This is a genomic window from Actinokineospora sp. NBRC 105648 (assembly GCF_030269645.1).
Lineage (GTDB): Bacteria > Actinomycetota > Actinomycetes > Mycobacteriales > Pseudonocardiaceae > Actinokineospora.
In genome coordinates this window covers 23,913-50,628 of the sequence record NZ_BSTR01000034.1, presented here as the reverse complement: position 1 = coordinate 50,628, position 26,716 = coordinate 23,913, and the positions used below count along the sequence as shown (strand labels likewise).

24 protein-coding genes are annotated in these 26,716 nt (G+C 72.2%); 11 read left to right on the top strand and 13 right to left on the bottom strand.

From position 1 onward, the window contains the following. Positions 1 to 42: 42 nt before the first annotated feature. From pssA to moeA, 4 genes are all read right to left on the bottom strand, one after another. Complete coding sequence (gene pssA / locus QSK30_RS25445; protein WP_285506447.1) at positions 43 to 1,035, bottom strand: CDP-diacylglycerol--serine O-phosphatidyltransferase; 993 nt, start codon at positions 1,033 to 1,035, stop codon at positions 43 to 45. Positions 1,036 to 1,038: 3 nt separating this feature from the next. Continuing rightward, positions 1,039 to 1,761 carry a phosphatidylserine decarboxylase gene (locus tag QSK30_RS25440; protein ID WP_285506446.1) on the bottom strand — a complete coding sequence of 241 codons (723 nt, stop codon included), beginning with the start codon at positions 1,759 to 1,761 and terminating at the stop codon, positions 1,039 to 1,041. 220 nt (positions 1,762 to 1,981) lie between these two features. Further along, a complete protein-coding gene (locus tag QSK30_RS25435; protein WP_285506444.1) occupies positions 1,982 to 2,263 on the bottom strand; it encodes a GlsB/YeaQ/YmgE family stress response membrane protein in 282 nt (93 codons plus the stop codon). 16 nt (positions 2,264 to 2,279) lie between these two features. Next, positions 2,280 to 3,491: a molybdopterin molybdotransferase MoeA gene (gene moeA / locus QSK30_RS25430; RefSeq protein ID WP_502871886.1), complete on the bottom strand. Its 1,212-nt coding sequence runs from the start codon at positions 3,489 to 3,491 to the stop codon at positions 2,280 to 2,282. A 75-nt stretch (positions 3,492 to 3,566) separates the two neighbouring features. Here moeA and QSK30_RS25425 point away from each other — a divergent pair, with 75 nt between their 5' ends. The 3 genes from QSK30_RS25425 (at position 3,567) to QSK30_RS25415 (ending at position 9,069) form a co-directional block, all read left to right on the top strand. Next, the gene (locus tag QSK30_RS25425; protein WP_285506442.1) at positions 3,567 to 4,817 is read left to right on the top strand and encodes a serine/threonine-protein kinase; all 1,251 of its coding nucleotides are present in this window, start codon (positions 3,567 to 3,569) and stop codon (positions 4,815 to 4,817) included. 171 nt (positions 4,818 to 4,988) lie between these two features. Further along, positions 4,989 to 6,614 (top strand): chaperonin GroEL, encoded by a 1,626-nt coding sequence (groL, locus tag QSK30_RS25420; RefSeq protein WP_285506440.1) that lies wholly within the window; start codon positions 4,989 to 4,991, stop codon positions 6,612 to 6,614. A gap of 178 nt (positions 6,615 to 6,792) precedes the next feature. Next, on the top strand, positions 6,793 to 9,069 hold the full coding sequence (locus QSK30_RS25415; RefSeq protein ID WP_285506438.1) for a HelD family protein: 2,277 nt from the start codon (positions 6,793 to 6,795) through the stop codon (positions 9,067 to 9,069). On the opposite strand, the gene QSK30_RS25410 is transcribed toward QSK30_RS25415, so the two are convergent. The 6 genes from QSK30_RS25410 to QSK30_RS25385 all read right to left on the bottom strand — a co-directional run bounded on the left by QSK30_RS25410 (position 9,047) and on the right by QSK30_RS25385 (position 11,588). Continuing rightward, complete coding sequence (locus QSK30_RS25410; RefSeq protein WP_285506497.1) at positions 9,047 to 9,523, bottom strand: carboxypeptidase regulatory-like domain-containing protein; 477 nt, start codon at positions 9,521 to 9,523, stop codon at positions 9,047 to 9,049. The two genes, QSK30_RS25415 and QSK30_RS25410, sit on opposite strands and share 23 nt — an antisense overlap. Positions 9,524 to 9,528: 5 nt before the next feature. After that, complete coding sequence (locus QSK30_RS25405; RefSeq protein WP_285506437.1) at positions 9,529 to 10,134, bottom strand: RNA polymerase sigma factor; 606 nt, start codon at positions 10,132 to 10,134, stop codon at positions 9,529 to 9,531. 134 nt (positions 10,135 to 10,268) lie between these two features. Then, on the bottom strand, positions 10,269 to 10,592 hold the full coding sequence (locus QSK30_RS25400) for a protease inhibitor I42 family protein (RefSeq protein ID WP_285506436.1): 324 nt from the start codon (positions 10,590 to 10,592) through the stop codon (positions 10,269 to 10,271). Between the two features lie 90 nt (positions 10,593 to 10,682). Then, the gene (locus QSK30_RS25395; protein ID WP_285506435.1) at positions 10,683 to 10,910 is read right to left on the bottom strand and encodes a hypothetical protein; all 228 of its coding nucleotides are present in this window, start codon (positions 10,908 to 10,910) and stop codon (positions 10,683 to 10,685) included. A gap of 97 nt (positions 10,911 to 11,007) precedes the next feature. Next, positions 11,008 to 11,307, bottom strand: a complete 300-nt coding sequence (locus QSK30_RS25390; protein WP_285506434.1) for a hypothetical protein — start codon at positions 11,305 to 11,307, stop codon at positions 11,008 to 11,010. A gap of 59 nt (positions 11,308 to 11,366) precedes the next feature. Continuing rightward, the gene (locus QSK30_RS25385; protein ID WP_285506433.1) at positions 11,367 to 11,588 is read right to left on the bottom strand and encodes a PspC domain-containing protein; all 222 of its coding nucleotides are present in this window, start codon (positions 11,586 to 11,588) and stop codon (positions 11,367 to 11,369) included. A gap of 129 nt (positions 11,589 to 11,717) precedes the next feature. Between QSK30_RS25385 and QSK30_RS25380 the strand changes: the two genes are divergently transcribed. Then, positions 11,718 to 12,593: an AAA family ATPase gene (locus QSK30_RS25380; protein ID WP_285506432.1), complete on the top strand. Its 876-nt coding sequence runs from the start codon at positions 11,718 to 11,720 to the stop codon at positions 12,591 to 12,593. A gap of 564 nt (positions 12,594 to 13,157) precedes the next feature. Beyond that, positions 13,158 to 13,535, top strand: coding sequence for a hypothetical protein (locus QSK30_RS25375; RefSeq protein ID WP_285506430.1), 378 nt, complete (start codon positions 13,158 to 13,160; stop codon positions 13,533 to 13,535). A 47-nt stretch (positions 13,536 to 13,582) separates the two neighbouring features. Here QSK30_RS25375 and QSK30_RS25370 read toward each other — a convergent pair whose 3' ends face one another. After that, positions 13,583 to 14,917: a M1 family metallopeptidase gene (locus QSK30_RS25370; protein WP_285506429.1), complete on the bottom strand. Its 1,335-nt coding sequence runs from the start codon at positions 14,915 to 14,917 to the stop codon at positions 13,583 to 13,585. Between the two features lie 50 nt (positions 14,918 to 14,967). Next, positions 14,968 to 18,876: a Pls/PosA family non-ribosomal peptide synthetase gene (locus QSK30_RS25365; RefSeq protein ID WP_285506428.1), complete on the bottom strand. Its 3,909-nt coding sequence runs from the start codon at positions 18,874 to 18,876 to the stop codon at positions 14,968 to 14,970. A gap of 280 nt (positions 18,877 to 19,156) precedes the next feature. Between QSK30_RS25365 and QSK30_RS25360 the strand changes: the two genes are divergently transcribed. After that, positions 19,157 to 19,456, top strand: a complete 300-nt coding sequence (locus QSK30_RS25360) for a PadR family transcriptional regulator (protein ID WP_285506427.1) — start codon at positions 19,157 to 19,159, stop codon at positions 19,454 to 19,456. Positions 19,457 to 19,539: 83 nt separating this feature from the next. On the opposite strand, the gene QSK30_RS25355 is transcribed toward QSK30_RS25360, so the two are convergent. Continuing rightward, complete coding sequence (locus tag QSK30_RS25355) at positions 19,540 to 20,202, bottom strand: Crp/Fnr family transcriptional regulator (RefSeq protein WP_285506426.1); 663 nt, start codon at positions 20,200 to 20,202, stop codon at positions 19,540 to 19,542. Between the two features lie 297 nt (positions 20,203 to 20,499). On the opposite strand from QSK30_RS25355, the gene QSK30_RS25350 reads away from it, so the two are divergent. The 5 genes from QSK30_RS25350 (at position 20,500) to QSK30_RS25330 (ending at position 26,712) form a co-directional block, all read left to right on the top strand. Continuing rightward, complete coding sequence (locus QSK30_RS25350) at positions 20,500 to 21,606, top strand: vWA domain-containing protein (RefSeq protein WP_285506424.1); 1,107 nt, start codon at positions 20,500 to 20,502, stop codon at positions 21,604 to 21,606. Then, a complete protein-coding gene (locus QSK30_RS25345) occupies positions 21,599 to 22,711 on the top strand; it encodes an XdhC family protein (protein ID WP_285506423.1) in 1,113 nt (370 codons plus the stop codon). Before QSK30_RS25350 ends, QSK30_RS25345 begins: the two co-directional genes overlap by 8 nt. A 190-nt stretch (positions 22,712 to 22,901) precedes the next feature. Then, positions 22,902 to 23,426 carry a (2Fe-2S)-binding protein gene (locus QSK30_RS25340; protein ID WP_285506420.1) on the top strand — a complete coding sequence of 175 codons (525 nt, stop codon included), beginning with the start codon at positions 22,902 to 22,904 and terminating at the stop codon, positions 23,424 to 23,426. Then, a complete protein-coding gene (locus QSK30_RS25335) occupies positions 23,426 to 25,861 on the top strand; it encodes a xanthine dehydrogenase family protein molybdopterin-binding subunit (protein ID WP_285506418.1) in 2,436 nt (811 codons plus the stop codon). Before QSK30_RS25340 ends, QSK30_RS25335 begins: the two co-directional genes overlap by 1 nt. Further along, positions 25,858 to 26,712: an FAD binding domain-containing protein gene (locus tag QSK30_RS25330; protein WP_285506417.1), complete on the top strand. Its 855-nt coding sequence runs from the start codon at positions 25,858 to 25,860 to the stop codon at positions 26,710 to 26,712. Before QSK30_RS25335 ends, QSK30_RS25330 begins: the two co-directional genes overlap by 4 nt. The last annotated feature ends 4 nt before the right edge of the window (positions 26,713 to 26,716 follow it).

Genomic DNA, 26,716 nt, shown 5'->3' with positions numbered 1-26,716 from the left:
AGAGGGTCGGTGAAGATCGGCGCCGAAGTTGTCCACAGGCCCTCAGCGGGGCTTGCCCTCGCCGGGGCGCTGCTGGTCGCGGCGGAGCCCGGTGCGCCGCCAGTTGCGGCCGCGCAGGCCGGACGGGCGCGGGACCGGCGGCAGCGACATCGGCGGCGGCTCCTCGGTGCGCAGCGGCCTGCCGACGGCCCGGCGGGCCGCCCCGGCGACCCGGCGCAGCGGCGGCCGCAGCCCCAGCCTGCCCCGGGACCCGTGCGCCCGGCGGATCGCCCGGCGCTCGCGCGGGGGCACGTCCCACGCCTCGGGGTGGTTGGCCAGCCAGTGCTTGCGCCGGATCGCGTAGGGGATGTGCAGCAGGTAGATGACCAGCGCCACCGCCAGCGCGACCATCGGGTACAGGTAGAGCGCCGAGGCCACCAGCGCGACGCCCACCAGCAGCAGCGCCACCGCGCGCGGGGGGACCCGGATGGTCTTGATGGACAGCGTCGGGAGACGGCTGATCGACAGCGCGGCGATCAGGATGGTCCACACCACCACCGCGGTCTGGGACTGCCACCAGTACCCGCGCTCGCCGTACTCGTTGCTCAGGATCAGCGGCAGCAGGACCAGCAGGCCCCCCGCGGGCGCGGGGACCCCGACGAAGAACTCCTTGGCGTAGGGCGGTTGCTCGGTGGCGTCGATGAGGGTGTTGAACCGGGCCAGCCGCAGGATCATGCACACCGCGAAGATCAGCGCGACCACCCAGCCGACCCGGTCGCCGTCGAACTTCCACACGTAGAGCACCAGCGCGGGCGCCACGCCGAAGGAGATCGCGTCGGCCAGCGAGTCCAGCTCGGCGCCCATCTTGCTGGTCGCGTCGAGCATCCGGGCGATGCGGCCGTCGAGGCTGTCGAGCACCGCGGCGATCGCGATGGCGGCGATCACGGCCTGCGGCTGCCCCTTGAGCATGAACTGCACCGCGGACAGGCCCGCGCACATGGCCAGGACGGTCAGCGCGTTCGGCAGCAGCCGGACGGTCGGGGCCATCGGGGCCATCGGTCAGCCCCCCTGCGCGGACCCGGGGAGCTCGGCCAGGACCGTCTCCCCGCCGATGGTGCGTTGCCCCGGTTCGACGAGCACCCGCGCGCCCGCGGGCACGTAGAGGTCGACCCGGGAGCCGAAGCGGATGAGGCCGTAGGTGGAGCCCGCCGCGACCTTGTCGCCGTCGGACACCTGGCAGATGATCCGCCGCGCCACCAGGCCGGCGATCTGCACGACGGCGAGGTCGTACCCGTCGTCGGTGCGCAGGTGCAGGCTGTTGCGCTCGTTGACCTCGATGGCCTCGTCGAGGTCGGCGGAGAGGAACTTGCCCGCCTTGTGCACCGCGCGCACCACGTGGCCGCTGGCCGGGACGCGCTGGACGTGCACGTCGAACACGGACAGGAAGACGCTGACCCGCAGCATCGGCTCCGCGCCCAGGCCGAGCTCGGCGGGCGGGACGGCTTCGATGACGTGCGAGACGGTGCCGTCCGCCGGGGCGACGGCGATCCCGGGCCTGCGCGGGGTGACCCGCTTGGGCTCGCGGAAGAACCAGGCCAGCCACGCGGTGAACACCGCGCTGCCCACCCCCGCGCGCGGGGAGAGCCTGCGCACGGCCAGGGTCGCGCCGATCGCGCCGAGGATGAACGGGCGGCCGCCCGGGTGGACCGGCGGGATGATGCTCTTGGTCAACTCGACGGCGTGCCGGAGCGCGCCGGCCTTCGGGGGCTGCTGAGCGGTCATCTGGTCGGGGGTTCCTCGCGTGTCGGCCGGATTTCCGCACACGCTACGCCAATCGGCCTCGACGCCGAGAAGGTAGCCACCACCTGGGAGAACATGGGGCACCCGATGCCGCCTGTGCGCCCCCCGACGGCGCACAGGCACATCGGATGCCCCACTGTGGAGCGACTCGATCGTACCCGTCCGGGCAGTTGTGGATCAATGATCAACAGTGGGGAATTGACTACCTGCGCCCACGGTCGGTTGGCTTCCCCTGGAGCAGGCGCAGCAGCGCGAGCAGCACGACCGCGCCGAGCGCGGCCACGCCCAGGCTGGGGAAGTCGAACTCGAAGGTCATCTCCTTGCCGGTGAGCAGCCGGTACAGCAGACCGCCCAGGGCCGCACCGACGACGCCGACGAGCACGCTGACCAGGCAACCCTGTGGTCTGCGAGTACGCCCGCCGATGACCAGGTTGGCCGCCCACCCCGCGATCGCCCCGAACACGATCCACGCGAAGAAACCCATGCCGCCACCCTACGGCTCAGTCGAGCAGGATGAGGTCGACCTCGTCCCCCGCGCGTACCTCGCTCACCCCGTCGGGGATCTCGATCAGGCAGTTCGACGCGGCGAACGCGGCCAGCAGGTGCGAACCGGGGCCGCCCACCGGCACTACCTCCACGGTCCCCGCGTCGTGCCTCCCACGTCGGTACTGCACGCGGTTGGGCGGTGAGGTCATCGCCGCGGTTGCCGTGGCTCGTACGCGGGGGCGGTCGACGACGGTGTGCCCGAGCGCCGAGAGGAGTGCCGGGCGCAAGAACAGCTCGAACGACAGCGCCGCGCTGACCGGGTTGCCCGGAAAGGTCACAACCGGCAGACCGTCGAACACGCCACGCCCCTGCGGGCCGCCCGGCTGGATCGCTACGCGTACGAATTCGACGCCGTGGCCGGTAAGAGCGTCCTTGACCACCTCGTACGCCCCCGCGCTCACGCCGCCCGAGGTGACCAAGAGGTCGGCAGACGCCGCGTGCTCGGTGATGGCCGCGCGGAACTCGGACACGTCGTCCGGCACAAACCGCAAGACGGTGGCCTCGCCGCCGATCTCTTCGACGGCCGCCGCCAAGAGCACGCTGTTCGACTCGTAGATGTGCCCTGGCGGTAGTGGTTCACCCGCTGCGACCAACTCCGACCCGGTAGACAGGATCAGCACGCGGGGCGGTCGGCGCACTGGTAGCGCGGCAATCCCCACGGCGGCGGCAAGACCGAGTTGCGGTGGGTGCAAGACAGTCCCCGCGCGAAGCACCACCGTGCCCGCCGTGACGTCTTCGCCGACGAACCGCACGTGCGTGCGCGCCGCCACCGCTGCCTCGATCAGCACCGTGTCCGTGCCGCCGTCGGTCAGTTCTACCTGCACGACCGCGTCCGCGCCCGCGGGCATCGGCGCGCCGGTCATGATCCGCTGCACCGTCCCGGGCGCCAGCGGGCGCACGTCGACGCGCCCCGCGGGGATGTCGTCGGCGACCGGTAGCGCAAGCGGCGCACCGGCCACATCGGACGAACGCACCGCGTACCCGTCCATGGCGGAGTTGTCGAACGGCGGTAGCGAGACCCCGGCGACCACATCCTCGGCGAGCACCAGACCCCGGCAGCGCGCCAGTGGCAGGGACTCGACGGGAAGAGCGGGCAGCAGTGCCGCGACCTCTTGCCGGTACTCCCACGGGGTCACCCCGCGCTTGGGCACGTCCACGGACACCATCCTGCCTGGCCTCTCTTGTCGCCGTCTGGTCGAACCGGGCGCAGCGGCTACCGGACGGACGTTAGGCTGCCCTGCGTGTCGGAGGACCTCACTGGGCGTCGCCTAGGGCATTACCGCATCGACGGCGTGCTCGGCCGCGGCGGCATGAGCGTCATGTACAAGGCCACCGACATCCGCCTGGGCCGGAAGGTGGCCCTCAAGGTCATCGCCGAGCACCTCACCGAGGACCCCGAGTTCCGCGAGCGGTTCGTCGACGAGGCCCGCAACACCTCGGCCATCGACCACGCCAACGTCGTCCCGCTCTACGACTTCGGCGAGGTCGACGGCCTGCTCTACATCGCGATGCGGCTGGTCGACGGTTCCGACATGTCCAGCCTGATCAAGGACGGGCCGATGGCGCCGCAGCGGGCGATCGCCCTGCTCAGCCAGGTCGCCGAGGCGCTGGACAACCTGCACGAGCGCGGCCTGGTCCACCTCGACGTCAAGCCCGCGAACGTGCTGGTCACCACCCGCGAGTCCGCGGGGGAGCACATCTACGTCGCCGACTTCGGTCTTACCCGCCGCGGTGCCACCGGCCACCGCACGCGCGGGGGCGACTTCTTAGGCTCGCCGACCTACGCCGCCCCGGAGCACCTTCGCGGGGAGCCGGTCGACGGTCGCACCGACGCGTACTCCCTCGCCTGCGTCCTCTTCGCGTGCCTCGCGGGCAGGCCCCCCTTCCAGGGGCAGGTGTCCGAAGTCATCCAGGGGCACCTGAACCGCGAACCGCCCTCGCTCACCGAGCACGTCGTGCTCCCGATCGCGATCGACGAGGTCATCCGCCGCGGTATGGCCAAGAACCCCGGGCAGCGCTACGCGAGTTGCCGGGAACTGATAGCCACCGCGCGCCAAGCGCTCTCCGGCGCTCCCCGCAACCTCCCCCCGCGCAACCCCAACAGCACGCTGGTCGCCCCGATCGACCAGCCGATGCGCGGCCCGCAGTACCCGCAGCAGCAACCCCAGCAGCAGCGGCCGGTGCAGCCCATCCAGGCCGAGCCGGTCCGGCTGCGCCCCCCGGCCCCGGTCGGCTCGACCGCCTTCGGCGCGGAGAAGAGCGGCAACCGCTGGGTCGCCCCGGTGCTGGTCGGCCTGGTCGCCATCGGCCTGATCATCACCGCGATCCTGCTGTTCACCGGCGACAACGACACCGACGCCCCCGGGACCAGCACCACCCCGTCGGCGCCGTCGATCCAGGTCGGTCCGGGCAGCACCGCGCCGCCGAGCAGCCCGCCGCGCTCGACCTCGCGCAAGGCACTGCCGTCGATCACGATCGTGCCACCTCCCTGAGCTGCATTTCTTGCACTCCGGTGCCCCGAGTGCTAAACACGAACTGGCACTCGGGGTCTCCGAGTGCCAGAAGGTCGGGACGGTGAGGCAGGCGCCCACAGCGCCGGTCGTCCGTCGCGGGCACCGCCTGGCCGCGATACGTGTATCCATCCGACGGAGGACCACACCGCAATGGCCAAGTTGATCGCGTTTGACGAGGAAGCGCGTCGCGGTCTCGAGCGCGGATTGAACATCCTCGCCGACGCCGTCAAGGTGACGCTCGGCCCGAGGGGCCGCAACGTCGTGCTCGAGAAGAAGTGGGGCGCGCCGACCATCACCAACGACGGCGTCTCCATCGCGAAGGAGATCGAGCTCGAGGACCCGTGGGAGAAGATCGGGGCCGAGCTCGTCAAGGAGGTCGCGAAGAAGACCGACGACGTCGCGGGTGACGGCACCACCACCGCCACCGTGCTCGCCCAGGCGCTCGTGCGCGAGGGCCTGCGCAACGTCGCCGCAGGCGCCGACCCGCTGTCGCTCAAGCGCGGCATCGAGCAGGCCGTCGAGGCCGTCATCGAGCAGCTGCACAAGAACGCCAAGGAGGTCGAGACCAAGGAGCAGATCGCCGCCACGGCGTCCATCTCCGCGGGCGACACCACCATCGGCGAGCTGATCGCCGAGGCGCTGGACAAGGTCGGCAAGGAAGGCGTCATCACCGTCGAGGAGAGCAACGCCCTCGGCATGGAGCTCGAGCTCACCGAGGGCATGCGCTTCGACAAGGGCTACATCTCCGGTTACTTCGTGACCGACCCCGAGCGCCAGGAGTCGGTCCTCGAGGACCCCTACATCCTGCTCTACGGCTCGAAGGTCTCCTCGGTCAAGGACCTGCTCCCGCTGCTGGAGAAGGTCATGCAGTCCGGCAAGCCGCTGCTGATCATCGCCGAGGACGTCGAGGGCGAGGCGCTGGCGACCCTGGTGGTCAACAAGATCCGCGGCACCTTCAAGTCCGTCGCGGTCAAGGCCCCCGGCTTCGGCGACCGCCGCAAGGCGATCCTGCAGGACATCGCCATCCTCACCGGTGGCCAGGTCATCAGCGAGGACGTCGGCCTCAAGCTCGACAACGCCGACATCGCGCTGCTGGGCAAGGCCCGCAAGGTCGTCGTCACCAAGGACGAGACCACCGTGGTCGAGGGCGCCGGTGACGCCGAGCAGATCCAGGGCCGGGTCAACCAGATCCGCGCCGAGATCGAGAAGTCGGACTCCGACTACGACCGCGAGAAGCTCCAGGAGCGCCTGGCCAAGCTCGCGGGCGGCGTGGCCGTGATCAAGGCCGGTGCCGCCACCGAGGTCGAGCTCAAGGAGCGCAAGCACCGCATCGAGGACGCGGTGCGCAACGCCAAGGCCGCCGTGGAGGAGGGCATCGTCCCCGGTGGCGGTGTGGCCCTGCTGCAGGCCGCCGAGGCCGCGTTCGCCGGGCTCAAGCTCGAGGGCGACGAGGCCACCGGTGCCAACATCGTCCGGGTCGCCGTCGAGGCGCCGCTCAAGCAGATCGCGATCAACGCCGGTCTCGAGGGTGGCGTCGTGGTGGAGAAGGTCAAGGGCCTGCCGCAGGGCCACGGCCTCAACGCCGCGACCGGTGTCTACGAGGACCTGCTCGCCGCGGGCGTGCCGGACCCGACCAAGGTGACCCGCTCGGCGCTGCAGAACGCCGCGTCGATCGCCGCGCTGTTCCTCACCACCGAGGCCGTCGTGGCCGACAAGCCGGAGAAGGCCGGGGCCGCCCCGGCCGGTGGCGACCCCACCGGTGGCATGGACTTCTGATCCACGCCGCCGGCGGTCAGTCCCGCCGGTACCAGCACCAGACGAAGGCCCGGTCCACTTGGACCGGGCCTTCGCCCTTTGTCCGGGGTGGCCGCGAACGCGCCGCGCGGCAATGATGCGCTAGATTGGGAAGTCGACATAAAAAATGCGCCCCGACAACAGGGCGCGTTCGGATTATATGGCAGCTGGAGGGGAATTGTCAACCGAGATCGACGTGGAGCAGGAATACCTCACGATGCTCTACGGCCGGCTCGACGACCTGCGGGCGGACACCGACACCCGGCTGGCCAGGACGCTGCGGGAGCCCAGCAGCAACCCGCAGGCGATGACCCAGCGGGACGCCGCGACCGCCCTTTACAGCGAGCAGCTGGCGCAATACGGCAGCGTCGAGAACGGATTGTGCTTCGGCAGGCTGGACTTCACCGACGAGACCCGCAGCTATATCGGTCGAATTGGCCTGTTCGACACCGAGGACGATTACGAACCGCTGCTGCTGGACTGGCGCGCGCCCGCCAGCCGGGCGTTCTACCTGGCCACCGCGGCCTCCCCGGACGGCGTGCGCAGGCGGCGGCACATCCGCACCTCGCAGCGCAAGGTGACCGCCCTGGACGACGAGGTGCTCGACCTCGGCGCGGGCGGGCACACCGGCCACGAGGGACTCACCGGCGAGGCCGCGCTGCTCTCCGCGCTCAACGCCTCGCGCACCGGCCAGATGGCCGACATCGTCGAGACGATCCAGGCCGAGCAGGACGACATCATCCGCTCGGGCCTCAACGGTGTGCTGGTGGTCCAGGGTGGACCGGGCACCGGCAAGACCGCGGTCGCGCTGCACCGCGCCGCCTACCTGCTCTACACCTACCGCGAGCAGCTGGCCCGGCGCGGCGTGCTGATCGTCGGTCCGAACGCGACGTTCCTCAAGTACATCGGCCAGGTCCTGCCGTCCTTGGGGGAGACCGGCGTCCTGTTGCAGACCGTCGGCGACCTGTACCCCGGTGAGCGCGGGGTGCGGCCCGAGCCCGCCGAGACCGCCGAGATCAAGGGCCGGATCACGATGGCCGACGCCCTGCGCCGGGCTGTGCGCGACCGCCAAGAGATCCCCGAGGAGCCGATGGTGCTCATCGTGGAGCGCGAGGAGCTGGTGCTCGACGCGGAGATCGTGAAGGCGGCCCGCGCAAGAGCCCGCCGTACGCGCAAACTGCACAACGAGGCGCGGCCGATCTTCGCCGAAGAGATCGTCGCGGCGTTGGCGCGCCAAGAGGCAGATCGGCTGGGTGCGGAGTTCCTCGACGCGGCCGACCTGGCCGACATCCGCCGCGAGATGGCCGCCGAGGACGCTGTGCAAGACGCCATCGAGGCGCTCTGGCCGCAGTTGACCCCGCAGCAGTTCCTGCAAGACCTCTTCGCCTCACCGGACCGACTGGCCACCGCGCTACCGGACCTGACCGAAGACGAGCGGGCACTCCTCTTGCGCTCGCCGCGCCTCGGTTGGACCGCCGCCGACGCACCGCTGCTGGACGAGGCCGCCGAACTGCTCGGTGTCGACGACCGCGCCGAGCGGGCCGAGGAGGCCAGGCGGCAGCGCGACGAGCAGGACTACGCCCAGGGCGTGCTCGACATCCTGCAGATGGAGGACGACGCCGACCCGGACATCCTCACCGCCTACGACCTGATCGACGCGGGCAGGCTCGCCGAGCGGCACGACGACGAGGACCACCGCACCGCCGCCGAGCGGGCCGCCGCCGACCGCAGCTGGACCTTCGGCCACGTGATCGTCGACGAGGCCCAGGAGCTCTCCGCGATGGCCTGGCGGGTGCTGATGCGCCGCTGCCCGTCGCGCTCGATGACGCTGGTCGGCGATGTCGCCCAGACGGGTGATCTCGCGGGCACCGACAGCTGGGCCGCGGCGCTGGCGCCCTACGTCGACGACCGCTGGCGGCTCGCCGAGCTGACCGTCAACTACCGCACGCCCGCCGAGGTCATGGCCGTCGCCGCCGACGTGCTCGCCGAGCTGGACACCGGCCAGGCCGCGCCCAGCTCGGTGCGCGAGACCGGGGTGCCGCCCTGGCGGCTGCGGGTCCCCGCGGCCGGGCTGGCCACCACCCTGGCCGAGCTGGCCGCCGAGGAGGACGGACCGGGGACGCTCGCGGTGCTGGTGCCCGAGGGGCTGGCCGACGAGGTGGGCGCCGCGGTCGCCGCCCGGGTCCCGGACGCCGCGCTGGGCGAGCAGCCCGAGCTGGAGAGCCGGGTCGTGGTGCTCACCGTGCGCCAGTCCAAGGGGCTGGAGTTCGACGCGGTGCTGCTGGCCGAGCCCGCCGCCGTGGTGGCGGAGTCCGCGCGCGGCACCAACGACCTCTACGTGGCGCTGACCAGGGCCACCCAGCGGGTCGGCGTGGTGCACGCGGCGGACCTGCCGCCCGCGCTGCACCGACTGGTCACAGCTCCACCGTCGGGGTGACCACGGTGCGCGGCTTGCCGCCGTTCATCCGGACCAGGATCTGGGTGGTGCCGCGCGGGACCTCGGTGAGCACGAACCGGCCGCCCTCGTCGGCGGTGGTGGCGGTGGAGCCGTGGTCGGCCACCCGGACCTCCACCCCGTGCTCGCCCGCTGGGACCAGCCAGCCGTCGATCCGCTGACGTTCACCGGTTCGGGTGACATTGACCATCACGGTCAGGTCGCCGACGAAGAACGTGATCGTCCCCGGGGCCCCGCCGCGCACGCCGACCAGCGGCCGCTGGTCGGCCCAGCGGGCCGCCTCCAGCTCGACCTCGGCGTCGATGTCCTCGATGGCGATGGCGAACTGGCTGCGCTCCACGAGCCCGGGTGGCACCGGGTCGAGCTCGTCGACCAGCCTGGCCACCTGGGCCAGCCAGAACTCCTGCTCGGCGGGGTCCATCTCGTAGTCGTCCATGGTCCTCATCTGCCACCGTCCCCATCGTCGTACAGCGCGCGCAACGAGTTCAGGCACCGGCCGCGGGTGGGGCCGATGCTGCCGTGCGGCATCCGCATCGCCTCGGCCACGGCGCGGTACTCGGCGCGCCCGGCCAGCACCGTGAGCCGGAGCAGTTCCTGGCAGCGCTGGTCGAGCCGGTGGAAGGCCGACCAGAGCCGGTGGTCGCGCTCAGTGCGCAGCGCCTCGGCCTCGGGCTGCGGCTCCGTGCTGGGCACGTGCTCGGCCACCTCCGGGGACAGCTCGACCTGCGCCGAACCCCGCTGCCTGGTCCGGTTGGCCTCGCGGCGGGTGGTCGTGATCAGCCAGCCCGCCACGGCCTTGGGCTCGGTGACCTTGTCGACGTGGCGCACCAGCGCCAGCCACACGGTCTGCACGACGTCCTCGGCCGCGGCGCGCTCCAGTCCGGTTCCCCTGGCGATGTGCCACACCAGCGGGGTCAGCTCGGCCACGAGGACGTCGAGGGCCTCCTTGTGCCCCTCGCGCGCCGCGATCACGCACGCGGCGTGCCGCTCGGAGCCCTCCAGTCCCTCCCATGGCGGGTTGGTCCTTGCCGTGTGGAGCTCGGTCACCGCTCCCACCCCATTCTTCGTCTTCCGGGGTTGTGCATTCTGGTGGCACTGGCTACATCGTCCGACGTCAGGCCCGTGCGTCTGGGCACAGCCTGCCTCACCCGAACAGGTGCAGTGCTGCGCCATCAGTGTCCCTACAGCGCGTGCAGCACGAAGGTCAGTGCCTCCCGCGCCTCCCCTTCCCACGGTCGTGCCAGCTCGGCCCGGAGCTCGTGCAGCCCGGACGCGGTCACGTCGAAGGCCATCCGCCGCTCGCCCGCGCTCCCGGTCGCGGGCGCCCCCGCGCCGACCGTCGCCTGGACGTGCTCGTCGGCGATCATGCGCAGGGCCTCCGGCAGCCGCCACCGCCAGCGGTAGCCCGCGGTCGCCGACTCCGGGAGTCGCAACTCGACGGTATCGCCCCGGTGCAACTCGGTTGGCCCGCCCGCGTCCTCGGCGGACAGGTGCACCAACGCCATGACTGGCTCCTTCTCCCCTGCCGACACCATGCGGTGCGCGGCGGTCGGACAGGTCCCCTGCACCCGTCCGGCCGCCGCGGGCCCCCGCGCTCACACCAGCGTCCGGTCGACGCGCCCGGCCGCGCCCTCGAGGTGGTCCACCGGCAGGTCGTCGTGGGTGACCAGGGCCGCGAGCCGCCGCGGGCGGGGCTCGGTGGCCCGGGCAGCCGGGCCGAGCGGGGTCGCGGCGGTCGGACCCACCGCGCGCCCGGTGGCGGCACGGGTGGACCAGGCGGTGGTCCGCCGGTCGACGGCCTGCCCCGGCCGGTCGTCGCTCATGGTGTCTCCGAGGGCGCGTAGTTCTACTCAGACACCTGGAAGAGGCGGGAGCGGGCCGCTGGATACGTCCTTGATCTGACCAGTTCGCGAACGCCGGTCAGCCGGTGAGCAACAGCAGCAGCGCGCCGACCGCGAGCAGCGTCCCCACCAGCAGCGTTCCGCAGCCGAGCAGCACCGTGCGCTTGGTGGAGGTGGCGCGGATGGCCAACATCACAGCGGCGGCGGTCGTGGCCAGGCTCACCGCGGTGTAGGCGATCGCGGCGCCGACCGGGGAGCCCCGGTCGAGCGCCGGGCCGAAGAGCAGGACCAGGAAGCAGACCACCCCGCCCGCGGCGAACAGCGCCGCCGCGGCGATCAGCACGGTGACCTTGGCGGTACCGGTTCGCTGGTCAGCCACCCGGTGACCCTACTGCCGAGCCTCCTCGGGACTGCCAGACTGTCTTGCCCTCGGGACCGTCAGGCCTCCTCGGGCATCAGGATCCAGCAGGCCAGGTAGATCAGCGCGCCGGTGCCGAAGCCGAGCAGGGTCGCGGCGACCAGGATGACCCGGACCAGCGGGGCGTCCACGCCGAGCGAGCGGGCCAGGCCACCGCAGACCCCGGCGACCATCCGGTCGGTGCGGCTGCGGCGGAACTTGCGGACGGTCTCGCGGGTCTGGTCGAAGATGTCGTTGCTCATGTCCCCAGAGTCGCTGGTCAGCGGGTCGGCGGCATCGGGGATGGACCCGGAATTCGGACTCGGGTCGACCTCCGGGATGTCCCTGGTGACGCCGGGCACAGCGGTGCCCGCGCGGTTAGGGTTGCCCGCATGCAGGTCTCTTCGCCCGATGAGGTGGCCGCGGCCCTCGACCGGGTGGGCTACCTGGCCGACGAGGGGCTGGCGACGGCGGCGTTCCTGGCCGTGCGGATGGGGCGCCCGCTGTTCTGCGAGGGCGAGCCGGGGACCGGCAAGACGGCGCTGGCGGTGGCCTTGGCGGCCGCGCTGGGCGTCGAGCTGATCAGGTTGCAGTGCCACGAGGGCATCGACGCCACCCAGGCGCTCTACGACTGGGACTTCCCGCGCCAGCTTCTGCACCTGCGCGCGCTGGAGGCCGCGGGCGGCGACCTGGACCCCGAGCAGGCCGAGAAGTCGTTGTACACCAGGCGTTTCCTGCTCGCCCGGCCGTTGCTGCGGGCCTTGGAGCAGGCGCCGTGCGTGCTGCTGGTCGACGAGGTCGACCGCGCCGACGACGAGTTCGAGGCGTTCCTGCTCGAGGTGCTCAGCGAGAACGCGGTGACGGTGCCGGAGCTGGGCGAGGTGCGGGCGGCGGTGCCGCCGCTGGTGGTGCTCACCTCCAACCGCACGCGCGAGGTGCACGACGCGCTGAAGCGCCGTTGCCTCTACCACTGGCTCGACCACCCTGGCCTCGACCGCGAGCTGGCCATCCTGCGCCGCAGCCTGCCCGCCCTCGGCACCCGACTGGCCGAGCAGGTCGCCACCGCCGTGCGCAGGCTGCGCGCGGCAGAGCTGCTCAAGCCGCCGGGGGTCGCCGAGACCATCGACTGGGCCGCGGCGCTGCTCGCGCTGGGCCGCACCGAGCTCGACGCGCAGAGCGCCGCGCTGACCCTGGGCGCGGTGCTCAAGTACCGCGAGGACGCCGACCGGGTGGTCGCCGCGGGCCTGGACGCGCTGCTCGCCGGATAAATCGGTCGCGATCTCCCGTTCGGTTGGCGCACCATGGTCAGCGGGAAAACCAAGCCGGAGGCCACCGCACCGCGGTGCCCGCCCGGCCGGTCGGGCCACAGGCCGGTGGCGGTGCCTGCCGACCGCTCGGGCGGTAGCCCCCTGGGCTACTCCGGTTTCCCCGCAACGTGATCCGCGCCTCCCGCGCCCGGTCCCGACTCACTACCGGGGCCGTGTCGGCGGCGGGCGGCACGTCCGGCGCCCGCCTGCTCGAAGGGAGGCGGGCGCCGGGCGTTCACCTCCCGGCGAATGGACCAGACCACCACCGATCCGTTGCTGTGGCGCAGAACACAACTGGCAGCGCAGAGTGATCATCCGCGCTCGGCTCTTCGCCGCACGCGCGCTGACCCGATCGCGCTTCCCGCACGCAGGGCCACTCCCCAGTCCTGAGCCGTGTCCGCTCAACGTCGCGGTGGGTGAACGACGGGCACCGGCAAACGTTCCATTTGGGTCTATGGCCGCTGGTTAACGTTGGAATCGCTGTACTGCCGAATCAGCGAAACCCACCTGAGGACTGGAGAACCCATGTCAGTAGGTACTCGGATCGCCGCGACCGCGGTGGCGGGCATCGCCACCCTCGCCCTGGCCGTCCCGGCCCAGGCGACCACGAGCGTGTTCATCTACACCTATCCCACCTCGGTGAAGTGCCACACCGTGGGCACGGCCGGTGTCTCGGCGAGCGTCTTCGCCAACTACACCTGCCTGTTCGGTTTCGCGGGCTACAGCCTGAACGTCGAGCCGACCGGCGCCACGTTCAGCGAGGTCTACCTCGACACCTACGACACCTCGACGAACGCCAACTTCGCCGGTGCCAACGGTGCGACCAGTTCGCCCAAGACCTGGGGCAGCTACCGGCTCCGCCCCGGTATCGCGGGCTGGGACCTGCTGGTCTCCTCCGTCTGACCCCCGGGTCGGCCCGCGGGTGGCGGACCCTGTGCCACCCGCGGACCTCAGCGGGGGAAGGCGGGCAGAACCGGTTCGTAGAGCCAGTTCGAGAACAGCTCGGTCAGCGGCCAGGTGGTGTGCCGCTGGGCCAGGGTGGTGAACTCCGCTGTGGACACCGTGCCGTGCCGGTTGGCCGAGGTCCACACCCGCACCAGGGCGAAGAACGCGGAATCGCCCAGCCGCAACCGGAGCGCGTGCAGGGCCACCGCGCCGCGCAGGTACACCCGGTCGTCGAACATGCGCCGCACACCCGGGTCGGCCAGCCGCAGGTCCTGCGGCCGGGCGGCCAGCTCGCGCCAGGCGCGTCGGGCGTGCGCGTCGGCCGACTCGCCGCCGGAGACCGCCGACCACAGCCACTCCGCGTAGGTCGCGAAGCCCTCGTTGAGCCAGATGTGCCGCCACTGCGACACGGTGAGGCTGTTGCCGAACCACTGGTGCGCCAGCTCGTGGGCCACCAGGTGCTCGCTGCCGCGCCTGCCGTCGACGTGGTTGCTGCCGAAGATCGACAGCGACTGCGCCTCGATCGGCGCGTCCAGCTCGGCGTCGACGACCACCACCCCGTACTGCTCGAACGGGTACGGCCCGAACATCCGGGCGAACTCCACCAGCATCCTGGGCTGGCGGCCGAAGTCGTGCGCGAACCGGGACACCAGGTGCGCGGGCACCGCGGAGTGCATCGGCACGCCGGCGAACGAGGACTCCACGTACCGTCCGATTTGGACACTCACCAGGTAGGTGGGGGTCGGCTGGGACAGCCGGTACTCCCAGGTTGTGGTGCTCGCCGAGGACCGGCGCGAGTCGAGCACGCCGGTGACCACCACCTGGTACGGCGCGGCCACGGTCACCGCGATCCGGTAGGTCGCCTTGTCGCTGGGGTGGTCGTTGCACGGGAACCAGGACGGCGCGCCGATCGGCTGGCTGGCCACGATCACGCCGTCGTCGAGGTAGTCCCAGCCGATGTCGCCCCAGTGGCTCGAGATCGGCTTGGGCGTGCCGACGTAGCGGACCTCCACGGTGAACTCGGCACCCGCGGGCACCGGCCGGGCCGGGGTGATGTGCAGCTTGCGGCCGCGCTGGGCGTGCCGGACCGCCTTGCCGCCGACGGTGACCTTGTTGGCGCGCAGGTCGCCGAAGTCCAGGCTGAACCGGGACAGGGCGTGCTCGGCGACCGCGGTGATCCGGGCGCGACCGTCCAGCCTGCCCGGACCCACCCGGTAGTTCAGGTCGAGGTCGTAGTGGACCACCCGGTACCCGCCGTTGCCGTGCGCGGGCAGGTACGGGTCCGACGACGTGGTCGCGCCGGGCTGGCCGGCGCGAGCCGGCTCAGCCTTGGCGCTCATACCGCTATTCAACAGGACTGGCGGCGGTGGCGGGAACGACCCGGAGCGGCTCAGCGCCGACCCGGCCAGGCCGAGATCGGGTTGCCCAGCCAGCGCGATCCCGCCGGGACCGACTCGCCGCGCATGACCAGCGACGCCGGGCCCACCGTGGCGCGCTCGCCGATCGCCGCGCCGGGCAGCACGATCCCGTGCGGACCGAGCGTGCCGCCCGCGCCGACGGTGACGGTGTCCATGCTCATGACCCGGTCGTGGAACAGGTGCGTCTGCAGCACGCAGCCGCGGTTGACCGTCGCGCCCGCACCGACCCGGACCAGGTCGGCCTCGGGCAGCCAGTAGGTCTCCACCCAGGCGCCCCGGCCGATCTTCGCGCCGAGCCCGCGCAGCCACACCGACAGCAGCGGCGTGCCCTGCGCCCAGGTCGCGAACCACGGCACCGCCAGCATCTCCACGAAGGTGTCGGCCAGCTCGTTGCGCCAGACGAACGAGCTCCACAGTGGACGGTCCAGCACGCCGAACCGACCGACCAGCAGCCACTTCGCCAGCACCGCCACCGCGCACGCCGCCACACCCGCGCCGGCCAGCAGCACGCCGCCCAGCGCCAGGCCCGGCCAGAAGCCGAGCGCGAGGAACGCCGAGGCGACCAGCACGGCCAGCGCCGCGGAGGCCATCACCGGCAGCACCCGGCACAGCTCGACCAGCGCCCGGGCGACCACCAGCCGCGCGGGCGGGTCGAACGTGGTGCTCTCGTCGGCCGCCTCGACCGTGCGCGGCAGCTTCATCGGGGGCATGCCCAGGTAGGACGAGCCCGCCTTGGCCTTCTTCGGCGTCGAGGACAGCACGCCGACCAGCCCGCGCTTGGGCACCGCGCGGCCGGGCGCGGTCATCCCGGAGTTGCCCAGGAACGCCCGCTTGCCCACGCTCGCCGCGCCGATGCGCAGCCAGCCGCCGCCCAGCTCGTAGGAGCCGATCATGGTGTCGTCGGCCAGGAACGCGCCGTCGCCGACGGTGGTCATGCTCGGCAGCGCCAGCACGGTGGAGGCCTCCACCCGCTTACCGACCTTCATGCCCAGCGCGCGCAGCCAGACCGGGGTGAGCAGGCTGGCGTAGATCGGGAACAGCCCGGAGCGGGCCAGCCCCATCAGCCGCTCGGTGGCCCAGGCCTGCCAGGCGACGCGGCTGTGCACCGCGTGCTGACCGGCGCGCAGGCCGATCGCCAGGGCCCGCACCGACACCAGCACGATCAGCGCGTACGCGGCCATCCAGGCCAGCGTCATCAGTGGCACCGCCACCAACGCCTGCGCGGTCGCCGCGCCAAGAGTGCTCGTGCCGTCCAAGAAGGCCGCGAGGATGAACAGGGCCGGTACCGCTGCCGCGATCGGCAGCAGGCTCAGCGCGAACGAGGTGGCCGCGTAGATCGCCACCCACCGCCTGCGGCGGGCCGGGCGGTCGGGACGCTGGTGGGCCTTGCCCGCGCGGCTCGCGGGGGAGCCGGACCAGCGCTGACCAGTGGGAACCACACCCAGCACGCCCGAGCCGGGGGCGACCTCGGCGCGCTTGCCGACGTGCGCGCCCGGGAACAGGGTGCTGCGCGCGCCGACGGTGGCGTGCGCGTCGACGCGAACCCGGCCGATGTGCAGGGTGTCGCCGTCGAGCCAGTGGCCGGACAGGTCGACTTCGGGCTCCACCGCCGCGCCCCGTCCCAGCCGGAGCATGCCGGTGACCGGCGGCAGCGAGTGCAGGTCGACGTCGTCGCCGATGCGCGCGCCCAGGGCCCGCGCGTAGTGCGTCATCCAGGGAGCGCCTTGCAGGCCCGCGGCACCGGTCAGCTCGACCATCCGCTCGGCGGCCCACAGCCGCAGGTGCACGCTGCCCCCGCGCGGGTACGAGCCGGGCTCGACCTTGCGCAGCAGCAGGCGCGCGGTGCCCGCGGCGAGCGCCATGCGGCCCCACGGGCTGACGAACAGCAGGTAGCCCGCCAGCACCAGCCACCAGGACACCTTCGGCGCCCACGCGTACGGCGCGAGGTTGGCCAGCGCGGCCAGGCCGACCGCCCAGCGGGCGCCGACCACGGTGAGCATCGGCAGCGTCAGCAGGGACTGGACCACCTGGGCGCGGCGCGGCGTGGCGAGTACGACCCGGTTGGTCTGGGTGCTCGCCGCCGCGGCGTCGATCCGCGCGGCCAGCCTGCCCAGCGTCGGGTGCTGGTAGAGGTCGGCCACGGCGATGCTCGGGTAGGTCTGGCGGATCTTGGAGACCAGCTGCGCGGCGGACAGGCTGCCGCCGCCGTTGGCGAAGAAGTCGGCCTTCGGGCTGCTCACGCCGACGCCGAGCAGGTCACGCCACAGACCGGCCAGCCAGCGCTGGGTGTCGGTGAGCGCGGCGGTGTCGACGTCGCTGGTGTCGAGCTCCAGCGGCCACGGCAGGGCGTTGCGGTCGACCTTGCCGGAGGTCCGGGTGGGCAGCGAGTCGACCACCGCGAGCAGCGGGACCAGCGCGGCGGGCAGCTCCGCGCGCAGCCGCTCGACGGCGCGGTCAGCGTCGAAGTCCTCGCCCGCGACGACGTAGCCGACCAGCAGCTGGTTGCCCGCCGCGGTGGTGCGGACGGCGGCGGCGGCGCCTGCGACCTCGGGCAGCGCCTGCAGCGCCGCGTCGACCTCGCCCAGCTCGATCCGCCTGCCGCCGAGCTTGATCTGCTCGTCGGCGCGGCCGAGGAACAGTAGGCCCTCGGGCTCGGCCTTGACCATGTCGCCGCTGCGGTAGGCGCGGTCCCAGGACAGCGCGGGCAGCGGGGCGAACTTCTCGGCGTCCTTGGCCGGGTCGAGGTAGCGGGCCAGGCCCGCGCCGCCGATCACCAGCTGGCCGGTCTGGCCCATCGGGACCAGCGCGCCCGCCTCGTCCACCACGGCCAGCTCCCAGCCGTCGAGCGGCAGGCCGATGCGGACCGGTCCGCCGCCGCCCATCCGGGCGCCGCAGGCCACCACGGTGGCCTCGGTCGGGCCGTAGGTGTTCCACACCTCGCGGCCGGGCACGGCCAGCCGCTCCACCAGCTCGGGCGGGCAGGCCTCGCCGCCGAAGATCAGCAGCCGGACCGCGTCGAGCGCCTCGGCGGGCCAGAGCGCGGCCAGCGTCGGCACGGTGGAGACCACGGTGACGGCCTTGTCGACCAGCCAGGGGCCCAGGTCGACTCCGGTGCGGACCAGCGCGCGCGGGGCGGTGACCAGGCAGGCGCCGTTGCGCCAGGCCAGCCACATCTCCTCGCAGGAGGCGTCGAAGGCGACCGAGAGGCCAGCCAGCACGCGGTCGGCGGCGTGGATCGGCTCGTCGGGCAGGAACAGGTCGGCCTCGGCGTCGACGAACGCCGCGGCGCTGCGGTGGCTGACCGCGACGCCCTTGGGCTTGCCGGTGCTGCCGGAGGTGAAGATGATCCACGCGTCGTCGTCCGGCGTGGGGGTGCCCGGGGTGTTTCCGGGGGTGCCCAGGTGGGTGATGGCGCGCTCGGCGCCGATGACGGCGCAAGCGCTTGCCTCGCCGAAGACCAGCTCGGCGCGCTCGTCCGGGTCGTCGAAGTCGACCGGCACGTACGCCGCGCCCGCGGCCAGCACGGCCAGGATGCTCACGTAGAGGTCGGCGGTGCCCGAGGGCACCCGGATGCCGACCCGGTCGCCGCGGCCGACGCCCGCGTCGTTGAGGGTCTTCGCGAGCGCGCCCACCTCGGCGAGCAGCGCCCGGTAGGTCAGGACGGCGGTGCCGTCGTCGACCGCGTCGGCGTCGGGGTGCCGGGCGGCGGTCGCGGTGAGGACGTCGATGAGGGTGCGCGGTGCGCTCTCCGGGCCCGCGCGGAACACGGCGAGACCGTGCGCGGCGGCGTCGGCGAGCGGATCGATGGGGTCGAGCAGCGCCGTGGTGCTACCGGCGGCCCGCGTGTGGTCGGCAGTGCCCGTGTGATCCACAACAGTCATCTGGGCGAACGCATTTCTCACCTTTTCGGCGTGTCCTTCGGCTGAGGCTCGCGTCTCGGTGGGACGCGGTGACCAGTGCACGTTACCGGCGGGGATATCGGCTTGTCGCGCAGATCCATTACCGGCGTGTCGGGATTCACACGTTCGTGTGCCCTGTGCCGCAACGTTTTTGCTATCGGATGTAGATATCTGTTTCCGATATCAGGGCCCTGGACCTCGATTTTGCTGGGCATTCGGATTGATGTGGCGAACCGATATCGGTGTGCGATATCTTGGACCGATGGATGTGGTCCGGGAGTTCAGGAACGGCGCCCTGCGGCTGCGCGTGCTGCGGCACGCCGCCGAGGCCGAGGTCCACGGGTCGTGGCTCACCGAGGAGCTGGCCGCTCGGGGGCACCGCGTGTCGCCGGGGACGCTCTACCCGCTGCTGCACCGGCTGCAGGAGGCCGGGCTGCTCAAGTCGCGCACCGAGGTGGTCGACGGCAGGCGGGTGCGGCGCTACCGCACCACCAAACGGGGGAAGCGGGTGCTCGCCGACTGCAAGCAGGTGCTGGCGGACCTGGCCGACGAGCTGGAGTGAGTCGCCCGTTCAGGTTGGTATTTCGCCGGTGTGGGTGACCGGCCCGGGAGGCCTGTCGCCCGACCGGGTGCCTCGCGGCGCGATCAGGTGGCCGCGCGGCGCAGGGCGGCGATGTCGTGGACGACCAGCCGTTGCCTGCCGGTGCTCACCACGCCCTCCTCGCGCAGGGTGCGCAGCGCGCGGGTGACCGCTTCGCGCGAGGCCGAGATCAGGCCCGCCAGCTCGCTCTGGCTCATCCGCAGCGTCAGGGTCTCGCCGTCGGTGTCGCAGTAGCGCGTGTACAGGTCGACCAAGAGGCTGGCGAGGCGTTGCGCGGTGCCCGCGTCACCGTGCTCCAGCCTGCGCTCGTTCGCGTACCGCAGCCGGCCGGTGACGATGCGCAAGAACACCGCGTTGATGCTCTGGTGCTCGGTCAACAGGCGGGTGAGCCGGTCCGGCGGGATCACCAGGCCGGTGACCGGTTCGATCGCGGTGACGGTGGCCGAGCGCGGCCGGTCGTCGAGGGCGGCCATCTCGCCCAGCATGTCCCCGGGCCCGCGCACCGACAGCACCGCCTGGTGCCCGCCCGGGCCCGCGGCCACGACCTTGACCCGGCCGCGGGTGAGCACCAGCACCCAACCGCCGCGGTCGCCCTCGCGGATGATCACGGTGCCCTTGCCGAACCGCCGCACCGTGCCCGCGGCCGTCACGGCCGCCCGCTGGGCGTCGTCCAACAGCTCCCAGAAGGTCACCGAGGCCCGGTCCACGGCCTTGATCGTAGGGCCAACCGACCACCGGCCACAGAGTTTCGCCTTGTGGGTAATCGGACGCAGAGCGGCGGCCGGATCGGTGTGACGCTCCCGGTGTGGCCACGGGGGCCACACCGGGGCCGGATCCCCGGGTTCCGCCACACAGGAAGGAAGAAGCGATGGAGTCCCACGCAATCTTGATCCTGCTCGGCTGGTTGGCATAAGAGGGTTGGATGGCATAAGACGCGCGTGCGGGCGGGGTAACCGCGGAACTCCGCCCCGGCGCGTTTGGCCTAAGAGGGTAAGAATGCGTGGATGAGCCCGGTAGACCCGTTGCCCGGCCTCGTCGGTTTCGCTGTGGCGTTGCGCGAGGCGGGGGTGGCTTGTGGTCCTTCGCGCGTGCGCGCGTTCCTGGCTGCGATCCACCTGCTCGATCCCGGTGTGCCCGGTCAGCTGTACTGGGCAGGACGGCTGACGCTCTGCGCCGAACCGGATGACCTGCCTCGGTACGACACCGCCTTCCACGCCTGGTTCACCGGCGACACCCCGCGCGTATCCAGGGTCGTCAAGGACCACCGGCCCAAGCGGAGCCACATCGCCGCGCTTGCCGTCAGTCCGGACAGCGGAATCGGCGAAGAGGACGGCGTTCCGCACATCGATCGCACGGCCAGCCCCATCGAGGTCTTGCGTGACCGCGACATCTCCGGGCTGACCGCCGCGGAGCGCGCCCACCTGCGCGAGATGATCGACCTCTTGCGGCCTGAGCCGCCCCAGCGCGCGGCGCTGCGATGGCGGCCGGACCGGCGCGGGCGAATCGATGCCCGCCGCACCGTCCGGATCATGCGGGCCGCGGGCGGCGAACCCATCCGGCTCGCCCGCAAGCGCAGGGGCACCAGGTCGCGGCGCGTCGTGCTGCTCATCGACGTGTCCGGCTCGATGAGCCCCTACGCCGACGCCCTGCTGCGCTTCGGCCACGCCGTGACCCGCCGGATGCCCGCCGAGGTGTTCACCCTCGGCACCCGCCTGACCCGGTTGACGAGGCAGCTCCGCCAGCGTGACCCCGAGTTGGCGCTGGCCGCGGCCGCGCGTGCCGTCCCCGACTTCGCGGGTGGGACACGGCTTGGCGAGACCTTGCGCGCGTTCCTGGACCGGTGGGGCCAACGCGGGGTCGCGCGGCAGGCTGTGGTCGTGGTGTTCTCTGACGGTTGGGAACGCGGGGATGTCTCGTTGCTGGGGGAGCAGATGGCCCGGCTCGGAAGGCTTGCCCACCGCGTCTTGTGGGTGAACCCCCATGCGGGGTCTCCGACCTACGAGCCCGTGCAGTCCGGTATCGCGGTAGCGCTACCGCACATTGATCGGTTGCTCGCCGGCCACAGCGTCGCCACACTCGACCGTCTGCTCCAGGAGGTGCGCCGTGCGTGATGTGCTCGACGAACTGATGCGCCACTACGCGGCCGGGGAGCCGGTGGCGCTGGGCACCGTGGTCGCGACATTTTCGTCCGCCCCGCGCGCGCCCGGGGCGGCAATGGTGGTCGCCGCCGACGGCACCGTCGCGGGAAGTGTGTCCGGTGGATGCGTGGAGGGCGCGGTCTACGAGCTCGGTCGGGAAGTGCTCGCCGACAGCCGCCCGGTCTTGCAGCGCTACGGGGTCACCGATGACGACGCCTTCGCGGTAGGGCTCACCTGCGGCGGCATCATCGACATCTTCGTGGAGCGGATCGACCGGGCGACCTTCCCCGCGTTGGACGATCTCGCGGAGTCCGTGCGGGCGGAGGTGCCGGTGGCGCTCGCGACCGTCGTGGCCCACCCCGACCCCGAACGGCTGGGCAAGCGGATCGTCGTCTGGCCGGACCGGGTCGCGGGGAGCACCGGGTCGGACCGGATCGACGCGGCGATCGTCGACGACGCTCGGGGCCTCTTGGCGTCCGGCCGCAGTGCGACGGTCGGCTACGGCCCGCACGGGGAGCGTCGTGGTGAGGGCATGTCGGTGTTCGTCAGCTCGTTCGAGCCGCCGCCGCGGTTGCTCGTCTTCGGCGCGATCGACTTCGCCGCGGCCATGGCGCGGATGGGCGCCTACCTCGGCTACCGCGTGACCGTGTGCGACGCTCGCCCGGTCTTCGCCACCACCAGCCGTTTCCCGGGCGCGCACGAGGTCGTGGTCGACTGGCCGCACCGCTACCTGAGCGCGGAGCTGGCCGCGGGCCGGGTCGACGAGCGCACCGTGGTGACGGTGCTGACCCACGACCCCAAGTTCGACGTCCCGGTCCTGCGGGTCGCGTTGCGCAGCAAGCTCGGCTACATCGGCGCGATGGGCTCCCGGCGCACGCATGAGGACCGGGTGGCCCGGCTCCGCGAGGCCGGGCTGACCGAGGGCGAACTGGCCGGGCTGTCCTCGCCGATCGGTCTCGACCTCGGCGCGCGCACCCCGGAGGAGACCGCGGTGTCGATCGCCGCGGAGATCATCGCGGTGCGCTGGGGCGGCGGCGGCAACCGGCTGTCCGTCCTTTCCGGACGGATTCACAGCTAGTGCTCCTGAGCACTTCGGTCGCGCAGAAGCGGACGGTTTCGGCTGCTCCATCCTCAATTGCGGAAGTTGTCCACAGGTAGGCCGACCGGGGTTGTCGGATGGGCTGAACGGGGGCAACCTGTGGCTGTGAGCCCGATCACCCGCGCCCCCGGGCTTGCGCGTCCGCACGCCGGTTCTGCTTGGAGGCACGATGCGCATCACCGTCACCGTTGACGGAACGACCTACACCGACGAGGTCGAGCCACGGCAGCTGCTCGTCCACTACCTGCGCGAGACCATCGGCAAGGTCGGCACCGTCATCGGCTGCGACACGAGCAACTGCGGGGCGTGCACGGTCCACCTCGACGGGCAGAGCGTCAAGTCCTGTTCGGTGCTGGCGGTGCAGGTCGACGGCAGCGAGATCACCACGGTCGAGGGGCTGGCCAGGGACGGGCGGCTGCACCCGGTGCAGCAGGCCTTCCACGACAACCACGCGCTGCAGTGCGGGTTCTGCACACCGGGGATGATCATGCAGTCGATCGACCTGCTGGCCGAGAACCCCGACCCGGACGAGAACGCGGTGCGGCACGGGCTGGAGGGCAACCTCTGCCGGTGCACCGGGTACCAGAACATCGTCCGCGCGGTGCGCGACGCGGCGCACAAGATGCGCCCCGGCGCCGGTCCCGACGCCGAGCGCGTCGAGCACTCGCCCAGCCACGCGGTCGGTGGTGAGTGATGACCGCGACCATCGAGCCCGAGGTCGGCAAGGCCCGGCTGCGCAAGGAGGACGAGCGGCTGATCACCGGCCGCACCAGGTGGACGGACAACCTCACCGTGCCCGGCCTGCTGCACCTGGCGTTCCTGCGCAGCCCGTCGGCGCACGCCAAGATCCTCGCCATCGACGTGGCCGCGGCCGTGCGGCTGCCCGGGGTCATCGCGGTGATCACCGGCCGGGACATCGCCCAGGCGCAGGGCAGCCTGCCGTGCGCGTGGCCGATCACGCCGGACATGAAGGCCCCGCCCGCGCCGTCGCTGGCCGTCGACCAGGTGAACTTCGCCGGTGAGGCGGTCGCGGTCGTCGTCGCGCGCAGCGCAGTGGAGGCGCACGACGCGCTGGAGGCCATCGACGTCGACTACGAGGACCTCCCGGTCGTGCTCGACATGGAGGCCGCGGTCGCCGATGGCGCCGATCTGGTGCACCCGGACCTGGGCACCAACAAGTCCGCGCTGTGGGTGTTCGACTCGGCCGAGGCGGGCACCGGCGGCGACGTCGAGACCGCGATCGCCGAGGCCGAGGTGCGCATCGAGCGCACCTACCGCCAGCAGCGGCTGATCCCGGCGTTCATGGAGCCGCGCTCGGTGCTGGTCGACCCGACCGGTCCGCAGATCACCATGTGGTCCTCCACCCAGGTGCCGCACATCCTGCGGCTGATGCTGGCGCTCACCACCGGCACCCCCGAGCACAAGATCCGGGTGATCGCCCCGGACGTCGGCGGCGGTTTCGGCGGCAAGCTGCAGGTCACGCCCGAGGAAGTGGTCGCCATGGTGGTGGCCCAGCGGCTCGGCAAGCCGGTCAAGTGGACCGAGTCGCGCTCGGAGTCGCTGGTCTCCGCCCACCACGGCCGCGACCAGATCCAGAAGCTCACCCTGACGGCCAAGCGCGACGGCACGGTCACCGGGCTCAAGGTCGAGCTGCTCGCCGACATGGGCGCCTACCTGCGGCTGGTCACCCCGGGCGTGCCGATCCTGGGCGCCTTCATGTTCAACTCGATCTACAAGTTCCCCGCCTACCGGTTCGCCTGCACCAACGTGTTCACCACCAAGACCCCCACCGACGCCTACCGCGGCGCGGGCAGGCCGGAGGCCACCTTCGCGATCGAGCGGCTGATGGACGAGCTGGCCGCCGAGCTCGGCCGCGACCCGATCGAGGTCCGCGAGCAGAACTGGATCCGCAACGACGAGTTCCCGTTCACCACCGTCTGCGGGCTCGAGTACGACACCGGCAACTACGAGGCGGCCACCGCCCGGGCCAAGGAGCTCTTCGACTACGACGGCCTGCGCGCCGAGCAGCGCGAGCGGCGCGAGCGCGGCGACAGCGTGCAGCTGGGCATCGGGGTGTCCACCTTCACCGAGATGTGCGGCCTGGCGCCGTCGCGGGTGCTCGGCTCGCTGTCCTACGGGGCGGGCGGCTGGGAGCACGCGGCGGTCCGGATGCTGCCCAGCGGGAAGGTGGAGGTCGTCACCGGGTCCTCCGCGCACGGGCAGGGGCACGAGACGGCGTGGAGCCAGATCGTGGCCGACCAGCTCGGCGTGCCGTTCGAGGACGTCGAGGTGCTGCACGGCGACACCCAGGTCTCGCAGAAGGGCCTGGACACCTACGGCTCGCGCTCGCTCACCGTGGGCGCGATGGCGGTGCTCAAGGCGGGCGAGAAGGTGATCGCCAAGGCCCGGGTGATCGCCGCGCACCTGCTGGAGTGCGCCGAGGACGACCTGGAGTTCGCGGGCGGCAAGTTCACCGTCAAGGGCACCGAGAAGGCCACCGGCCTCACCGACATCGCGCTCGCGGTGTTCGCCGCGCACGACCTGCCCGACGGGGTCGAGCCCTCGCTGGACTCCGAGGCCACCTACGACCCGGAGAACTTCTCCTTCCCGCACGGCACCCACCTGTGCGCGGTGGACGTCGACACCGAGACCGGGTTCGTCAAGATCCGCAAGTACGTGTGCGTCGACGACATCGGCACCGTGGTCAACCCGATCATCGTCGAGGGCCAGGTGCACGGCGGCCTCGCCCAGGGGCTGGCGCAGGCGCTCTACGAGGAGGCCGTGCACGACGAGAGCGGCACCCTCACCACCGGCACGCTCGCCGACTACCTGGTGCCCTCCGCGGTCGACCTGCCGCACTTCGACACCGACCGCACCGAGACCCCGTCGACGACCAACCAGCTCGGCGTCAAGGGCGTCGGCGAGGCGGGCACCATCGCCTCCACCCCGGCCGTGGTCAACGCCGTGGTCGACGCGGTGCGCCACTTCGGCGTGCGCGACATCCAGATGCCGTGCACCCCCCAGCGGGTGTGGACGGCGATCAACGGCGGGCCGACCGACGCGGGCGGCCTGGGCAACGAGGCGGGCGGCGGCCTGGGCTCGATCGACGCTTCCGGAGGTGCGCTGTGATCCCCTCGGCATTCGACTACACCGCTCCGTCCACTGTGGACGAGGCAGTGCGCGCGCTGGCCGACGCGGGCGAAGACGCCAAGGTCATCGCGGGCGGCCAGAGCCTCATCCCGGTCCTGCGGATGCGGCTGGCCGCGCCCACGAAGCTGATCGACCTCGGCCGGATCGGTGAGCTGCGCGGCATCCGCGAGGACGGCGACACCCTGGTGATCGGCGCCATGACCACCCACCACGACGTCCAGCGCGACCCGCAGGTCGCCGAGCACGCGCTGCTGCTCAAGGTCGCCACCGACACGGTGGCCGACCCGCAGGTCCGCCACCGCGGCACCCTCGGCGGGGCCGTCGCGCACGCGGACCCGGCGGGCGACCTGCTCGCCCCCGTGCTCGCGCTGGACGCGGAACTGGTGCTGCACGGCCTGGACGGGCGGCGCACGGTGGCCGCCCGTGACTTCTTCGTCGACTACTTCACCACCGCGCTGCGCCCCGACGAGCTCCTCGTCGAGGTGCGCGTGCCCCGGCACACCGGGTGGAGCGCGCACTACGAGAAGTTCAGCCGAGTCGCCCAGGCGTGGTCGATCGTGGCGGTCGCCGCGACCGTGCGCGCCGAGGGCGGCACCATCGCCGAGGCGCGGGTGGCACTGACGAACATGTCGTCGGTGCCGGTCCGCGCGCACGCCGTCGAGCAGGCGCTCGTCGGCCAACCCGCCACCGCCGAGGCGATCAAGGCAGCCGCCCAGCACGCCGCCGAAGGCACCAGCCCGTCGACTGACAGCAACGCCGACACCGCCTACCGCCAACACCTGGCCCGCGTCCTCACCTCGCGCGCCCTGACCGCCGCCGTCGGCGCGTAGGGGG

Bases quoted from the DNA above. Each gene is read 5' to 3' on its own strand.
- groL (WP_285506440.1), top strand. From the start codon at position 4,989: ATGGCCAAGTTGATCGCGTTTGACGAGGAAGCGCGTCGCGGTCTCGAG.
- QSK30_RS25395 (WP_285506435.1), bottom strand. From the start codon at position 10,910: ATGAGCGACGACCGGCCGGGGCAGGCCGTCGACCGGCGGACCACCGCC.
- QSK30_RS25350 (WP_285506424.1), top strand. From the start codon at position 20,500: ATGAGCCCGGTAGACCCGTTGCCCGGCCTCGTCGGTTTCGCTGTGGCG.
- moeA (WP_502871886.1), bottom strand. From the start codon at position 3,491: ATGGTGTCCGTGGACGTGCCCAAGCGCGGGGTGACCCCGTGGGAGTAC.
- QSK30_RS25365 (WP_285506428.1), bottom strand. From the start codon at position 18,876: ATGACTGTTGTGGATCACACGGGCACTGCCGACCACACGCGGGCCGCC.
- QSK30_RS25385 (WP_285506433.1), bottom strand. From the start codon at position 11,588: ATGAGCAACGACATCTTCGACCAGACCCGCGAGACCGTCCGCAAGTTC.
- QSK30_RS25340 (WP_285506420.1), top strand. From the start codon at position 22,902: ATGCGCATCACCGTCACCGTTGACGGAACGACCTACACCGACGAGGTC.
- QSK30_RS25335 (WP_285506418.1), top strand. From the start codon at position 23,426: ATGACCGCGACCATCGAGCCCGAGGTCGGCAAGGCCCGGCTGCGCAAG.
- QSK30_RS25380 (WP_285506432.1), top strand. From the start codon at position 11,718: ATGCAGGTCTCTTCGCCCGATGAGGTGGCCGCGGCCCTCGACCGGGTG.
- QSK30_RS25375 (WP_285506430.1), top strand. From the start codon at position 13,158: ATGTCAGTAGGTACTCGGATCGCCGCGACCGCGGTGGCGGGCATCGCC.
- QSK30_RS25415 (WP_285506438.1), top strand. From the start codon at position 6,793: ATGGCAGCTGGAGGGGAATTGTCAACCGAGATCGACGTGGAGCAGGAA.
- QSK30_RS25410 (WP_285506497.1), bottom strand. From the start codon at position 9,523: ATGGACGACTACGAGATGGACCCCGCCGAGCAGGAGTTCTGGCTGGCC.
- QSK30_RS25370 (WP_285506429.1), bottom strand. From the start codon at position 14,917: ATGAGCGCCAAGGCTGAGCCGGCTCGCGCCGGCCAGCCCGGCGCGACC.
- QSK30_RS25360 (WP_285506427.1), top strand. From the start codon at position 19,157: ATGGATGTGGTCCGGGAGTTCAGGAACGGCGCCCTGCGGCTGCGCGTG.
- QSK30_RS25435 (WP_285506444.1), bottom strand. From the start codon at position 2,263: ATGGGTTTCTTCGCGTGGATCGTGTTCGGGGCGATCGCGGGGTGGGCG.
- QSK30_RS25400 (WP_285506436.1), bottom strand. From the start codon at position 10,592: ATGGCGTTGGTGCACCTGTCCGCCGAGGACGCGGGCGGGCCAACCGAG.
- QSK30_RS25440 (WP_285506446.1), bottom strand. From the start codon at position 1,761: ATGACCGCTCAGCAGCCCCCGAAGGCCGGCGCGCTCCGGCACGCCGTC.
- pssA (WP_285506447.1), bottom strand. From the start codon at position 1,035: ATGGCCCCGATGGCCCCGACCGTCCGGCTGCTGCCGAACGCGCTGACC.